General features: G+C 71.2%; 11 protein-coding genes. 6 read left to right on the plus strand and 5 right to left on the minus strand.

Annotated elements, in window-relative coordinates:
- Genes ASH01_RS09105 through ASH01_RS09115 form a run of 3 tightly spaced genes read right to left on the minus strand, consistent with a single transcriptional unit; the run spans position 1 to position 6,799 of the window.
- Positions 1–3,168: an efflux RND transporter permease subunit gene (locus ASH01_RS09105; RefSeq protein ID WP_235508682.1), complete on the minus strand. Its 3,168-nt coding sequence runs from the start codon at positions 3,166–3,168 to the stop codon at positions 1–3.
- Positions 3,165–3,605, minus strand: coding sequence for a hypothetical protein (locus ASH01_RS09110; RefSeq protein WP_056774487.1), 441 nt, complete (start codon positions 3,603–3,605; stop codon positions 3,165–3,167). The genes ASH01_RS09105 and ASH01_RS09110 overlap by 4 nt, the downstream gene beginning before the upstream one ends.
- On the minus strand, positions 3,602–6,799 hold the full coding sequence (locus ASH01_RS09115; RefSeq protein ID WP_082619624.1) for an efflux RND transporter permease subunit: 3,198 nt from the start codon (positions 6,797–6,799) through the stop codon (positions 3,602–3,604). Before ASH01_RS09115 ends, ASH01_RS09110 begins: the two co-directional genes overlap by 4 nt.
- Positions 6,800–6,993: 194 nt before the next feature.
- Between ASH01_RS09115 and ASH01_RS09120 the strand changes: the two genes are divergently transcribed.
- Together ASH01_RS09120 and ASH01_RS09125 are read left to right on the plus strand one after the other, a co-directional pair.
- A complete protein-coding gene (locus tag ASH01_RS09120; RefSeq protein ID WP_156415507.1) occupies positions 6,994–8,232 on the plus strand; it encodes a sensor histidine kinase in 1,239 nt (412 codons plus the stop codon).
- The gene (locus ASH01_RS09125) at positions 8,229–8,906 is read left to right on the plus strand and encodes a response regulator (protein WP_056774492.1); all 678 of its coding nucleotides are present in this window, start codon (positions 8,229–8,231) and stop codon (positions 8,904–8,906) included. Before ASH01_RS09120 ends, ASH01_RS09125 begins: the two co-directional genes overlap by 4 nt.
- 65 nt (positions 8,907–8,971) lie before the next feature.
- Here the strand turns inward: ASH01_RS09125 and ASH01_RS09130 are convergent, their stop codons facing one another.
- Complete coding sequence (locus tag ASH01_RS09130) at positions 8,972–10,315, minus strand: MFS transporter (protein ID WP_200959109.1); 1,344 nt, start codon at positions 10,313–10,315, stop codon at positions 8,972–8,974.
- 9 nt (positions 10,316–10,324) lie between these two features.
- Complete coding sequence (locus ASH01_RS09135; protein WP_156415508.1) at positions 10,325–10,753, minus strand: YybH family protein; 429 nt, start codon at positions 10,751–10,753, stop codon at positions 10,325–10,327.
- A gap of 159 nt (positions 10,754–10,912) precedes the next feature.
- Here ASH01_RS09135 and ASH01_RS09140 point away from each other — a divergent pair, with 159 nt between their 5' ends.
- From ASH01_RS09140 to purB, 4 genes are all read left to right on the plus strand, one after another.
- On the plus strand, positions 10,913–11,458 hold the full coding sequence (locus tag ASH01_RS09140; RefSeq protein WP_056775295.1) for a low molecular weight protein-tyrosine-phosphatase: 546 nt from the start codon (positions 10,913–10,915) through the stop codon (positions 11,456–11,458).
- A 25-nt stretch (positions 11,459–11,483) separates the two neighbouring features.
- Entirely contained in the window at positions 11,484–12,254 is a 771-nt protein-coding gene (locus tag ASH01_RS09145; RefSeq protein ID WP_082619625.1) for a VOC family protein, read from the plus strand.
- Positions 12,255–12,283: 29 nt separating this feature from the next.
- A complete protein-coding gene (locus ASH01_RS09150) occupies positions 12,284–13,078 on the plus strand; it encodes a VOC family protein (RefSeq protein WP_056774502.1) in 795 nt (264 codons plus the stop codon).
- Between the two features lie 108 nt (positions 13,079–13,186).
- A complete protein-coding gene (gene purB / locus ASH01_RS09155) occupies positions 13,187–14,599 on the plus strand; it encodes an adenylosuccinate lyase (RefSeq protein ID WP_056774505.1) in 1,413 nt (470 codons plus the stop codon).
- Positions 14,600–14,640 lie beyond the last annotated feature (41 nt).

Here is a 14,640-nt window from a genome sequence, read left to right on the forward strand (position 1 = left end):
TCACCCGGGTAGACGGTCGGGGGCGGTCGCCGGCGGTGACTCGGGCGGCTGGGCAGACTCGGGCGCCCGGTGGAACCTGAGGTAGAGCGACGGCACGACGAACAGGCTGAGGAGCGTCGAGGTCACGAGGCCACCGAGGATCACGACCGCGAGCGGGTGCTCGATCTCGTGACCGGGCCGCTGGCCCAGCACGACGAGCGGTACGAGGGCCAGACCGGTGGCGAGGGTGGTCATGAGGATCGGCGCGAGCCGCTCGCGGGCGGCCCGGACGACGAGGGCGACCGCGAACTCCTCACCCTCCACCTCCTCGAGGTGCTGGCAGTGGTTGATGAGCAGGATGCTGTTGCGCGCCGCGATCCCGAAGACGGTGAAGAAGCCGACGAGCGATCCCAGTGAGAGCACCCCACCCGCGAGGCGCGCCGCGAGGATGCCCCCGACGAGGGCCATCGGCAGCGTGAAGAAGACCAGCGCGGCCAGCCTCCAGCTGCGGAACGACGCCTGCAGCAGCAGGAGGATCAGCACCCCGGCCACGACGGCGGACGTCACGAGCCGACTCTGCGCAGACTGCAGCTCCTTGTACTCACCGAGCACCTCGGCGTGGTAGCCGACGGGGAACTGGACCCCCTTCAGCTTGGCGTTGATGTCGTTGACCACCGACGCCAGGTCGCGGCCCTCGACGGACGCACCGACGTCCAGCCGGCGCGAGTCGCCCTGGCGCTCGATGGCGTTGGGGTTGGGCGCGACGACGACCGTGGCCACGTCGCTCAACGGGACCTTGGTCCCCGACGGCGTGTCGATCGGGAGCCGCTTGAGCGCGGTCACGTCTCCACGGCTCTCGGGGGTGCCCCAGACGACGACGTCGTAGGCCCGGCCGGACCGGAAGATGTCCCCGACCTCCTCACCCGCCACCATCGTCGCGGCGGCGCGGCGCACGTCACCGGGCTTCAGGCCGAGCTTCTCGGCGGCGTCCAGCTTGACCTCGACGTCGATCTGCGGGATGTCGGTCGAGATGTCCGTGTGGGCGTTGGAGACGCCCGGGACCGAGGCGATGAGGTCGAGGATCTCGCCCGACTTCTCGCGCAGGACCCCGAGGTCCTCACCGTAGACGCGCACGATGATCGGTTCCTTGCCACCGGTGAGGACCTCCTCGACCCGTTCGTCGAGATAGGTCTGGACCTCGGCAAAGAGCCCCGGGTACTTCGCGGCGACCTCGTCGATCTGCTCGCGGGCCGCTTCGTAGTCGGCGTCGGGAGCGAGGCTGATCCAGTTCTCGCCGAAGTTGACCCCGAAGACCTCCTCGCCGAGCAGGGCCTGGCCGATGTGCGCGCCGAAGCTGCGCACCCCCGGGACCGCGAGAAGCTCCCGGCTGACTGCGGTCGTCGTGCGTTCCGTCTCCTGGACCGACGTCCCGGGCACCCCGACCCAGTGCATCAGGAAGTCCCGCTCCTGGAAGGCGGGAAAGAGACTCTGTCCGAGACCGGAGCCCACGCCGAGCCCGAGAAGGGTCACCACGACCGCTGCAGCGTAGACGCGCCGGGGACGCGCCACGATGCGGTACAGGGCTGCGGCGTAGTGCCGTTGCAGCCAGCGGACGAGCGGGGACGTGCGCCGCTCGACCGGCGCGTTGCGCAGGAGGATGAGGCAGAGGGCCGGCGTGAGCGTCAGCGCGACGAGCATGGATGCGACGATGGCGAGCGTGTAGGCCACGGCCAGCGGTCTGAAGAAGGCCCCCGTCAGCCCGGACAGCAGGAAGACCGGGATCGAGGCCGCGACGATGATGAAGGTCGCGTAGACGATGGGACTGCGCACCTCGAGCGAGGCACGGAGGATGACCGAGGCCACCCGCTCGTCGCTGCCGGCGAGCCGGGACTCCCTCAGTCTCCTCACGATGTTCTCGGCGTCGATGATGGCGTCGTCGACGACGGCGCCGAGCGCGATGACCAGACCGGCCAGCGTCATGGTGTTGATCGTGGCCTCGCGCCAGTAGAGGACGAGCATCGTCACGACGAGCGACAGGGGGATGGTCAGAAGACTGATCAGCGCGACGCGCCACTCGAAGAGGAAGAGCATCAGGATCACGACGACGAGGAGGAAGCCGAGGAGCAGGGCCTGGGAGAGGTTGGAGATCGCGAGCTTGACGAAGTCGGCCTGCTGGAAGACGTGCGTGTCGAAGACGACGTCGGGCAGGCCCGGCCGGAGCTCGTCGATGGCCCGCTCGACCCCGTCGGTGAGGTCGATCGTGTTGGCCCAGGGAAGCTTCTCGACGACGAGGAGCACGCCCGGTTCACCGTTGACCACGGCGCTCCCGATGAGGGGCTGGTGGTCCTCGGCGACCCTGGCGACGTCCCCGAGCGTGGTCGGCGCGGCGGCCCCGTCGATCGGGACCTCGGCCAGGTCGGCGGGCGTGACGATGGGCAGCACGTTCCGGATCGGCATCCGCTGGTTCTGCGACTCGATCATCCCGCCCGTGCCGATGACGCTTCCCGTCGAGAACCGGAGCAGGCCCGAGTCGACGGCCGCCGCCGTCGTCTCCATCACCTGGTCGAGGGTGACGTCGCGCCTCGCCATCAGGGCGGGTTCGGCCTGGACCGTCATGAGCTGGAGGCGTTCGTTCCAGATGGCGACGTTGGCGACCCCGGGCACCTGGAGCAGACGGGCACGGATGTTCCAGTAGGCGGCCATCGACATCTGGATGATCGACTGCTTCGAGGAGGTCATCCCGATCTGCATGGCGCGGCCCGTCGCCGAGACCGGTGCCAGGATGACGGGCGGTGCGGCCCACGTGGGCAGGCTGGGTGAGACGATGGCGAGCCGCTCCTGCACGAGCTGACGGGCGTGGAGCAGGTCGGTGTCGGCCGAGAAGAGCAGCTCGATCGACGACAGCTGCGGCACCGACCGGGACCGCATGTCCTCCAGGCCCTGGAGCCCGTTGAGGCCCTGCTCGAGCGGGACGGTGACGAGCTCCTCGACGTCCGAGGTGGACAGTCCGACGCTCGCCGTCTGGATCACGACCCGCGGGGGCGCGAACTCCGGGAAGACGTCAACGCGCATCCGGGGGAGGGAGGTGATGCCGATGACCATGAGCGCGACGGAGGCAGCCACGACGAGGAAGCGCAGGTTGAGGCTGGTCTGCACGATCCAGGCGATGGCCGAACGTCGAGGTCTCACTGCTCACCGTCGATCTCCAGCTCGGCACCGAACACCTCGGGGGCACCGACGACCACGACCGGCGTGCCGACCGGGGGGCCGGCCGTGAGCGTGGCGACGTCGCCGGTGATCGAGGCAACCGTGATCGGCGCGCGCTGGAAGGTGTGGGAGCCCGTCTCCGTGTAGGCCCAGGTGGAGCCGTCCAGGTAGTAGACGACAGCGGCATACGGGATCGTGAGTCGGCCGGTCGCGTCGCCCCTGGCGACCGCGGCCGTGCGGATGCCGACGGCCTCAGCGGCATCCGCACGCAGCGTCACTGACTTGGCCTCGCTGCCGGGGACGTCCTCGACCACGGCGGGCGGAGTCGTCGGCGGTTCCTCCTCGGACGTGCAGCCGGTGACGGCAACGGCGAGGACGATGCTGCCGGCCATGAACGACAGGGACCGGAGGATGCTCATCGGTCCACCTCCTTGGCGAGACACAGGGTGGGGACGAGGAGGAGCACGACGAGGACGCTCGTGACGAGGCCGCCCACGACGGTGACGGCGAACGGCCTGAAGACCTCCGAACCAGCCCGGTCGCCGAAGGCGATCGCGGGGACGAGCGCGAGCGCCGTGATGGCTGCGGTTCGGAGGACCGGCACGATCCGCTCCCGTGTGAGGTCGATGCGGGCGCGTCCCGAGGTCCCGGTCGGAGATCCGTCGACGGCGGAGGTCCGGGCCAGCGCGAGACGGAGACCATCGGCCCGCACCGACGCGAGACCACCGAAGAGCGTCACGAGCACTGTCGTCAGGAAGCCGAGGAGCGGTCCGAGCGTTCCCATCCCACCCACGAGGGGGGCGACGGCGATGCTCCCCGCGCCGCCGAGCAGGGCCAGCAGGACGAGCGCTGCCGCAGGTCGCCAGCCTCCGGTCGCCGCCTGCAGGATCAGGATGATGACGACGATCACGCCGAGCCCCACGAGCCCGACGCGGCGCGCGTCGGACTGACGGTCGACCGCACTGCTCAGGACCTGCAGGTGGGCCTCGGCGGGCATCGGCACCCCGGCGACGGTAGAGCGCACGTCTGCCACGGCCGCCGACGCGTCGGAGCCGGTCACGTCGGCGACGACGTCCACGGACCGCATGACCTGGTCATGGACGATGGAGGCCGGCTCGGGACCGACGCTGACCTTGGCCACGTCGCCCAGCCGTACCTGCGTGCCCGAGGGTGTGTCGATCTTGACGTCGGCCAGGCTGGAGAGGTTCGCCCGGGCGGACGGGGTGCCGAGGACGACGACGTCGAAGACCTTGGCCTCCTCGTAGAGGTTGCCCACGGTGAGGCCGGAGACCAACGTCGTGGCCTCGCGTCGCACGTCGCCCGGGCGCAGCCCGAAGCGTCGTGCGGCAGCCAGGTCGACCTCGACCCGGACCGTCGGCTGCGTCGCGATCGGTACGACGCGAGCTGCCGAGACCCCGGAGAGCTCCGACATCCGGTCCGCCACCTGCTCGGCGGTCTGCTGGAGGGCCGGCAGGTCCTGCCCGAGCACGCGCACGACGAGGTCGTGCTGCGCCGTCGCGGTCGCGGCCTGGATCCGGTCCTGGGTGTAGTCGAGCACGTCGACGCCGACCCCCGGGTAGCCGTGCGCCACAGCGTCGATCGCCTTGCGGGTCGCCGCGTAGTCCGCGGACTCGTCGAGAGTCAGCCACAGCTCGCCCGCGTTGACGTCGCCGAGCTGGTCCGAGGTGACGGCACGGCCGTTGTGACCGCCCACGCTGACCACCCCGTCGACGGCCCGGAGGCGGGCGGACATGAGGGCGGAGAGCCGGTTCATCTCGGTGAGTGAGGTGCCCGGGGCCGCCTCGACGGCCAGGAGCACGTTGAGGTCTCGCGGCGTCGGCACCAGCGACGTGCTGGACAGCTGGGGCAGCGCGGTCAGCACGACGACGAACAGCGCTGCGGCGGCGGACCAGGTCAGGACCCGTGAGCCAGTGAAACGCGTGACCAGCCGTGTCAGGGCAGCGGCGACGGGTCCCATCGGCCCGGAGGCCACCTCCGCGCGCGGCACCTCGCGCATCAGCACGTGGGTGAGAGCCGGGGTCAGCCCGATCGACACGACCAGGCCGACACCGAGCGCGAGCGCGAAGGCGGTGATGAGCGGCCGGCTGAAGGCCATGGCCGAGGGCCCCAGGGCGAGAGTCGGCGTCAGCACCACGATCCCGACGAGCAGACCCACCGCGGCATCGCGCGAGGTGTGGCGCAACGTGCGTCCGATGAGCTCGTTCGGCGGCAGCCGGTGGGGCGACAGCCGCTGGGCGCGAGCCTGGGCCCACACGGCATCGACGTTCGACGTGGCGACGGCAATGGTGAGCACAGCCGCGACGAGGAGGGCGGACAGCGTCAGGGTCGTGAGCGTCACGCGGGCCAGGTAGAGCACGGTGAAGGTGCCTGCAAGGGTGACCGTGACGGCCGCCCCCACCACCAGGGCAGCCCGCCACGACCGGAACAGCGCCCAGCTCGCGAGCACGATCACGAACAGGGCGAGCCCTCCCGTCAGGCCCAGGGTGCGCTTGGCGCTCTCGACATACGTGGCTGGTCGGTACACCGACGTGTCGACGCGGATGCCGCCCAGTCCCGGGGCGAGGCTGGCCATCGCCTCCTCGACCGACCGTGTCACCTCTGCGGTGTCCGCTCCGGGGAACTTCTGGACCACGAGGAAGAGCGTCGGGTCGGTGTTCACGGCATCGCCGATGAGCGGCTGGTGGTCCTCGACGACCCGCGTGACGTCACTGAGCCGCAGGGGCGGCGACGTCCCCTCGATGGTGACCTGCCCGAGCGTGTCGGCCGTCGTGATGGGCAGGACGTGCTGCACGGCAAGTCGCTGGTTCCGTCCCTCGACGAACCCGCCGGTCCCCGGCGTCGATGCCTCCACGAAGGTCAAGGGTGAGACCCACAGCGCGTTACCCGCCGTCTCGATGACCTGCGTCAGGGTCACGCCCTTCCCGCTGAGGGTGGCCGGGTCCGCCTGGATCTGCAGCTGCCGGTCCCTCATGCCGTAGACGGCGACGTTGGCCACACCGGCGATGCCCATCAGCCGCGGGCGCACCTTCCACCGGGCGAGGACCGACATGTCGATGAGCGAGGTGGTGCGCGACGAGAGCGCGATCATCGACACTCGGCTCGTCGACGCCAACGGTTCGACCATGACGGGGGCGCTGCCCACGTTGGGGAGCGCGTGGGCCTGGGTGAGCCGTTCCTGGACCATCTGTCGGGCGGCATACAGGTCGGTGCCCGGCTCGAAGACGACATCGATGGCGGACAGTCCCGGCTGCGAGCGCGAGTGGATTCGGTCGAGCCACGGGACGCCGTTGAGCAGGTCCTGCTCGAGCGGCACCGTCACGAGCTGCTCCACCTCCGCGGCGGACAGACCCAGTGCCTCGGTCTGCACCTGCACCGACGGGGGCATGAACTCGGGGAGGAAGTCGACCTTGGCCGAGCCCAGCTGCGCACCGGCGAAGACGAGGACACCGAGCGCGGCCGCTATGGCGAGGCGGCCGAAGCGAGGGCCGCCCCCGCCGACGCCGTCGGGCGACTCGGTCGCCGACGGGGACTCGCCGGTGGCCCGCCATGGCAGCAAGGTCCTGCGTCGAACGCCCGACAGCCCTTCGCCCATTTCGAACCCTCCACGGTCACGAACGTCTTACCTTCTGAAGGACGCTAGTGAGGGAGGGCCGTGTGGTCGTCCGGTCGAGGGATCCAGTTCAGCTCACGCCCACGCGTGTCCGATGGGCCCTGTGGAGAGGGCACGACGGTCGACGGGTGGACGCAGGCGTCCACCCCAGGGGGGACCCGACTGACCATGCCGACATGGTCACCTCGCCCCGCGACGGCACGCCGGAGCCGCCCTCCGGACGCTCGAGATGGCAGCCCCCGATGGCCGACGTCGCCCTGGCGGCCGTGGTCACCGCCCTGTCGCTCGTCAGCTTCCTCGAACGCGCGTCTTTCGTCGTCATCACCGACGACGGCGACCTCCACTACACCGATCCCGACCCCTCCGGCGCCGCAGAGGTCCTGGTGGGCACCTCAGCGCTCGCGTGGCGTCGGCTCGCGCCCGGCTTGGTCCTGGCGGTGTGCGTCACGTCCACGTTCATCAGGTACTGGCAGCGCTACCCCGTGGCCGCCCTCCCGTTCGCGGTCGTCGTGGCGATCTACACGGTGGCCCAGCTGTGGACCCTCGCGCGCTCGGCCTGGTGCCTGCTGGCCGTCTGCACGGTGATGGCCTTCGGGGCCCTCGTCTTCCTCAACCCGGGAGAGTACGACGAGGCGCTGACGGAGGTGATCGCGCTGGTGTGTGCGTGGTCGCTGGGTCGCGGCGTCCGGCTGGAGAGGGGACGCACCGAGCTCCTCGAACAGCACGCACGCCTCCTCGAGGACCGCACGGAACGCTTCGCCCACGAGCAGGCGGCCCTGGCGGCGCTCTCGGCCGCACGGGAGCGGGCGTCCATCGCCCGGGAGCTGCACGACATCGTGTCCAGCGACGTCGGTGTCATCGTGCTCCGCGCGTCCACGCTGCGCCGGAGCCTGGGGGACGAGCCGACACCGGTTCGCGACGCCCTGACCTCGATCGAGGCTCTCGGCAAGGGGGCCCTGTCCGACATGCGCCGGCTCGTGGGGGTGCTGCACTCCGACGACGGGGATGCCCTGCCGATGCGACCACCGGACCTGGGGCAGCTCGAGATCCTCGTCACCACCATCGTCGAGGCCGGCGCCACTGTCGGGCTGCACGTGACCGGCCACCGCCGACTCCTGCCGCCCGCCATCGAACTCAACGCCTTCCGGATCGTGCAGGAGGGCCTGAGCAACGCCCTCAAGCACGCGACGGGGTCGGCCGTCGACGTGCGCGTCGACTTCGGCGCCGACGCGCTCCGGGTCTCGGTCCGCGACTTCGGTGGAGGTCGCAGCCAGACGGGTTCCTCGGGCCGGGGCCTGCACAGCATGCGTCAGCGCGTCGCGTCGGTCGGTGGCTCGATCTACGTCGGTCCCGGACGAGAGGGCGGTTTCCTCGTCGACGCCCGCCTCCCCGTGGAACGCGAAGCCCTGACGTGACCATCCGCGTGATGATCGCCGAGGACCAGCCGCTCATGCGCACGGCGCTGCGCGACTGCCTCGGCAGCGAACCCGAGATCGAGGTCGTCGCCGAGGCCGCCAACGGCGAGCAGGCCGTCGAGCAGGCTCGCATCCACGCGCCCGACGTGGCCATCATCGACATCCGCATGCCCGTCATGGACGGCATCGAGGCGACCCGTCGCATCGTGGACGGTGGCGCCGCGCCGCCGAGGGTGATCGTCATGACGACGTTCGAGCTCGACGACTACATCGTCAACGCGCTGCGCGTCGGCGCGAGCGGCTTCCTGCTCAAGGACGCGACCGCCGAGGAGCTCGTGCACGCCGTCCGCACGGTCGCCGGCGGCGAGGCCCTGCTCGCGCCGGGAGTGACTCGGAGGCTGTTGGACCGCTACGCCCGCTTCCTCCCGGCCCCGACCGCCCTGATGCCGGAAGCCGACCTGACACCTCGCGAGCTGGAGGTGCTCAGGTTGGTGGCCCAGGGCGAGTCCAACGCCCAGATCGCCGCCAGGCTCTTCGTCGCCGAGAGCAGCGTCAAGACCCACATCGGACACCTCCTCGTGAAGCTGGGCGTCCACGACCGGGTCCACCTGGTCATCCACGCCTACGAGTCGGGCCTCGTGCAACCCCAGGGTGGCCCGCCCCGAGAGCCCTGAGCCCCGAGCCCTGAGCCCTGAGCCCTCGCGGCTTCTCGAGCCGTCTTCCCCCGGACGGCCTGCCCCTAGGGGCGCGGGTCGAGGGCGTCGTAGTGGCGGAAGGACGACACCCTCGCGACGGAGGCGATGACGAGCACGACGACGAGGGCACCGCCGACGACGGACGGCACCCACGTCGCCGTCAGGGTCGCGAGCGTCCCGGCGAACATCTGCCCGAGCCGCGGTCCGCCCGTGACGACGACCGTGAAGACGCCCTGGGTGCGACCGCGCAGGTGGTCGGGCACGGCAGCCTGGAGGATCGACTGGCGGAAGATCGCGCTGATGTTGTCGGACCCGCCGGCCACGGCGAGGCAGAGGGCCGCGAGCGCGAGCGCCCACCGGTTGGCGTCGCCGAAGTCCATCGACTGCACCGCGTGCCCGCCGAGCTCGGTGACGGCGAGGACGACGCCGAACCCGAGGATGGCGAGGCCGTAGGAGACGATCGCGTTGCGGATCGCGAGGCCCTGCCAGCGCAGGCCCGTCACGCGTCCGGACCCGAGGCTCGAGAGGATCCCGCCGACGGCGAACGACGCGAGCAGGATGCCGGCCGTGACCGACCCGCCCCCGATGACGATCGCGCCGACGGCGGGGAAGAGCACCATCGGCTGGCCGAACGTCATCGCGATGATGTCGACGATGAAGCTCATCCGGACGTTGGGCGCGCGCCGCAGGTGCGCGAGCCCGTCGACGACCGAACGGAAGCCACCGGTGGTCGGCCGCTCCCCCTCGGGCCGGATGCGCGGCAGGGTCCACAGCCCGAAGAAGCCGGCGAAGAAGAGGATGACGTCGACGGTGTAGGTCCACGCGTAGCCGGCCCGCGCGACGAGGACGCCGGCGATGCCCGGCCCGACCGTCACCATGATCCCCGCGGAGATGCCGAGCAGCGCTGCGGCCTTGGGCAGCTGCTCCTTGGGCAGCAGGCGCGGCGTGATCGCCTGGCGCGTGGCCGAGGCGATCGTCGCGGCGACCGCGTTGACCGTGGTGATGACGTAGAACATCCAGACCTGCTCGGCCCCGAGCCAGACGATCGTCGCGAGGACCACGGTCGAGGCCCACGCCACCGTCGAGGCGGACAGGGCCACCGCGCGCCGGTCGAAGCGGTCGGCGATGGCACCGCCGTAGAGCCCGGCGAGGATCATCGGCAGCAGGGAGAACCACGCGACGAGCGAGACCATGAAGGTCGAGCGCGTCAGGTCGTAGATGTGCAGGCCGACCGCGGTGTTGGTGACGAACGTGCCGATGCCGGCGAGCGTGTTGCCGAACCAGAGCCGGGCGAAGGGCGGGCTGACCCGCAGCGGCGTCAGGTCGACGAAGTGCGACCGACGAGCGGCCGGGGCGGGCGCCTCAGGGCCTGGGGGTGCATCGGTCACAGAGTGAAACTACGCCACCGCCAGGTCGCCCGACGGCGCGGGGAGGCAGGCCTCGACGTCGCGCAGTCGCGAGCCGTCGCGCACCCACACCCAGCGTCCGTCGACGGTGCGGCGGGCCACCTGGGTGCGCACCGTGCCATCGGGAGTGGTCGACGTCGTCATCGCCAGCCCGCCGGTCACGACGGCGCGCGCCGACACCGCCGACGCCGGCTCACCGACCGGACCGAGGACGCCCGCAGCCAATGCGGCAGCGAACGCCGAGCGGATGGCGGTGGAGCCCGCCGCCTCGCGACCGCGCGGGAGGCTCACGACGGCGTCGGCGGCATACAACCCCACGATGCCGTCGAGGTCGCCGGCGGCGACGCAGGCGGCGAAGCAGGACTCGAGGGCCTCGGGGGCACTGGCCCCCACGGCGGACGGGTGCGCGGTCGTCGTCATGGTCACACCGTCCCACCAGCCACCGACAGCCCCACCGGCCACACGGCCAACCCCAGAACTGGCCACGCGAAGGCCTCCGACACCCGCTCGGCGACACCGTGACGAGGTGAGACCGCGCTTCGGGCCTCGCGGCCCGATCCGCGGTGTTCAATGGGCACCATGTCGTCTCGCCCACTCCACGTCACCTTCGTGTGCAGCGGCAACATCTGCAGGTCTCCCATGGGTCACGTGATCCTCCAGCGCCTCGTCGACGACGCCGGCATCGCCGAGGACGTCCGGGTCAGCTCGAGCGGCACCGGCGACTGGCACGTCGGCGAGCACGCCGACCCGCGCACCGTCGAGGTCCTCGCCGAGCACGGTTACGACGGCTCACGGCACCGGGCCCGAGAGTTCGACCCCGACGAGTTCGACGACCTCGACCTCGTCCTCGCCTCGGACGAGGGACACGTGCGCACGTTGCAGCGGCTCGCCCGCACCCCGCACAACCGCAGCAAGATCCGGCTCGTGCGCGAGTTCGACCCCGAGGCCGTCGCCGCCGGCACCCTCGAGACCGGAGACCCGTGGTACGGCGGGGCCGAGCACTTCGCCCGGTGTTTCGCAGAGGTGGAGGCGGCCTGTCATGGCATCCTTCACCACGTCAGGGACCAGCTGGACGGCCGGCTGGCCGGACGCGCACACTCCCAGCACGACACGGAGCAGCCCTGACCCGATGCGAGACCTGAATCTGACTGTGCCCGACTATCCCTATGGTTCCCCGTGCTGGGTCGACCTGCTCGTCAGCGACGTCCCCCGCGCCCAGACGTTCTACAGCGAGCTCTTCGGCTGGCGCTGGCTGGCCGGCGACCCCGCGACCGGCGGCTACACGATGGCGCTCCTCGACGGCCACCCCGTCGCCGGCATCAGCCGCAAGCCCGAGACGGCGGCGATCCCCAGCCAGTGGACGACCTACCTCCGCGTCGGCGACATCGACGTCGCGGCGCGAGCCATCCACGCCTACGGCGGACGCACCCTCGGACGGCCCGTCTCCATCGGCGCCCTGTCCCGCACCCTCATCGCCGTCGACCCCGGCGGCTCGTACTTCGGCGTCTGGGAGCCCGGTGACCTGCCGGGCAGCGGCATCCTCGACGAGCCCGGGTCGCTCACGTGGAACGAGCTGCTCACCCGCGACTACGAGATGGTGCAGAACTTCCAGTTCGGCGTCTTCGGCCACGAGTTCACCGACGAGACCGAAGCCGGCGGCCCACGCTGGGCGACGGCGCACACCGGCGACGGCAACCCGGCCTACGGCCTCGCGGAGATCGACGGCGAGTGGCCGGCCGAGATCCCGCCGCACTGGGTGGCGTCCTTCGCGACGCGCAACGTCGTGCCGGGCCTGGCGCGTGCGCTCGACCTCGGCGCGACGCTGCTCCAGGGCCCGTTCGACGGGCCGTACGGGATGGGTGCGGTGCTGAGCGGCCCTGAGGGAGAAGTGTTCTCGCTCCTCGTCCCCGACCTCGACTGACCACGACACCAACACACCAGGAGCCACCCGTGCCCGTCCACGAGGAGTCCTTCGCACCCGGAACGCCGTGCTGGGCCGACGTCATGGTCGACGACCTCGACCGTGCCCGCGACTTCTACGGCAGCCTCTTCGGCTGGACCTTCGAGGACCTCCCGCCCGAGGCCGGCGGCTACGTCATGGCCCGCAAGGACGGCCACGTCGTCGCCGGCGCCATGGCCAAGAACCCGGACGACCCGGGCCAGGTCAGCGCGTGGACCGTCTACCTCTCGACCGACGACGTCGACGCCACGGCGGAGCGCGCCCGGGCGGCGGGCGGCGTCTTCTTCCTCGGGCCGATGGACGTCCTGCAGGTGGGTCGCCTCGCCGTCGGCGCCGACCCGGCAGGGGCCGCCTACGGCCTGTGGCAGGCCAAGGAGCACACGGGCACCGACCTCGTCGACGAGCCCGGGTCCCTCTGCTGGGCCGAGTCGATGAGCCGCAGCTACGAGGCGAGCAAGGCCTTCTACTCCGACGTCTTCGGCTACCGCCTGCAGGAGATCGGCGAGGGCGGCTTCCAGTACTCCGTCGCGACGCTCGACGGCGACAAGCCCGTCGGTGGCATCGGCGCCATCCCCGACGCGGCACCGGCCGACGTGCCGTCGCACTGGATGGCCTACTTCGCGGTCGCCGACGCCGACGCGGCGGCCGACCGGGTCACGGCCCTCGGCGGCACCGTCATGCAGCCGCCCTTCGACACCCCCTACGGCCGGATGGCCCTCGTCGCGGGCCCCCAGGGCGAGACGTTCTCCGTCATGCAGCTCCCCGAGCAGCGCGCCACCGACTGAGGTCCCCGCGGACCGAGGGCGTATGCCGCCGGGCCCGGACCGCGCGGCACCCACCGACCGCGCCGGACGGCATACGAACCACTCCGCGCGCTCTGGGAGGATGTCGGCATGGCTTCGCTCGCTGACGCAACCCCGCCCATCGCGCTCGGGGCGCTCGACGGTCGCTACCGCGGCGCCGTCGCGCCGCTCGTCGACCACCTGTCGGAGGCGGCGCTCAACCGGCAGCGCGTGCACGTCGAGATCGAGTGGCTCATCCACCAGACGAGCCACGGCGTCGTGCCGGGCGTGCGGCAGCTCACCGACGACGAGATCGCTGCGCTGCGAGCCGTCGTCGACGACTTCGGCACCGACGAGGTCGCCGAGCTCGGCGAGATCGAGCGGGTCACCGTCCACGACGTCAAGGCCGTCGAGTACTTCCTGAAGAAGCGCCTCACGGCGATCGCCCCGGCCGACGAGGACAAGGGTCTCGCCGAGCTGATCCACTTCGGCTGCACGAGCGAGGACATCAACAACCTCTCCTACGCCCTCATGGTCAAGGGCGCCGTCGAGCAGGTGTGGCTGCCCCGGGCGCAGGCCCTCGTCGCGCAGGTCTCCGACCTGGCGCGCGAGCTCAAGGACGTGCCGCTGCTCGCGCACACCCACGGCCAGCCCGCGACACCCACGACGATGGGCAAGGAGCTCGCCGTGCTCGCGCACCGCCTCGGCCGGCAGCTGCGCCGCATCGAGGGGCAGGAGTACCTCGGCAAGTTCAACGGCGCGACCGGCACGTTCGGTGCGCACGCGCTCGCGCTGCCCGACGTCGACTGGCCCGCGGTGTCGCGCGCCTTCGTCGAAGGACTGGGCCTCACGTGGAACCCGCTGACGACGCAGATCGAGAGCCACGACTGGCAGGCCGAGCTCTATGCCGACGTCGCGCGCTTCAACCGCATCCTGCACAACCTCTGCACCGACGTGTGGACCTACATCTCGATGGGCTACTTCGCGCAGGTGCGCGGCCAGGGCACGGTCGGCTCGTCAACGATGCCGCACAAGGTCAACCCGATCCGCTTCGAGAACGCCGAGGCCAACCTCGAGGTGAGCAACGCCCTGCTCGACGTGCTCGGCGGCACGCTCGTGCAGAGCCGCCTCCAGCGCGACCTCACCGACTCGAGCATGCAGCGCAACATCGGCACGGCCTTCGGTCACTCGATGCTCGCGCTCGACAACGTCGGCCGCGGCCTCGCCGGTCTCGACGCCGTGCCGGAGCGCATGGCAGCCGACCTCGAGGCCAACTGGGAGGTGCTTGGCGAGCCCATCCAGTCGGCGATGAGGGCCCTTGGCGCACAGGGGGTTCCGGGCATGGAGGAGCCCTACGAGCGGCTCAAGGAACTGACCCGCGGCCGCCGCATCGACGGTGACGACCTCCGCGAGTTCGTCCGCGGGCTGGGGCTGCCCGCCGACGTCGAGGCCCGCTTCGTGGCCCTGACGCCGCAGACCTACACGGCCCTCGCGAGCCGGCTCGTCGACGACTACCTCGCCTGACGGCATACGCCCGCGGGCCTGCACGACGCAGCAGACTCCGC

The sequence above is a fragment of the Terrabacter sp. Soil811 genome (genome assembly GCF_001429655.1).
Taxonomy (GTDB): domain Bacteria; phylum Actinomycetota; class Actinomycetes; order Actinomycetales; family Dermatophilaceae; genus Terrabacter.

Bases quoted from the DNA above. Each gene is read 5' to 3' on its own strand.
- ASH01_RS09110 (WP_056774487.1), bottom strand. From the start codon at position 3,605: ATGAGCATCCTCCGGTCCCTGTCGTTCATGGCCGGCAGCATCGTCCTC.
- ASH01_RS09115 (WP_082619624.1), bottom strand. From the start codon at position 6,799: ATGGGCGAAGGGCTGTCGGGCGTTCGACGCAGGACCTTGCTGCCATGG.
- ASH01_RS09120 (WP_156415507.1), top strand. From the start codon at position 6,994: ATGGTCACCTCGCCCCGCGACGGCACGCCGGAGCCGCCCTCCGGACGC.
- ASH01_RS09135 (WP_156415508.1), bottom strand. From the start codon at position 10,753: ATGACGACGACCGCGCACCCGTCCGCCGTGGGGGCCAGTGCCCCCGAG.
- ASH01_RS09140 (WP_056775295.1), top strand. From the start codon at position 10,913: ATGTCGTCTCGCCCACTCCACGTCACCTTCGTGTGCAGCGGCAACATC.
- purB (WP_056774505.1), top strand. From the start codon at position 13,187: ATGGCTTCGCTCGCTGACGCAACCCCGCCCATCGCGCTCGGGGCGCTC.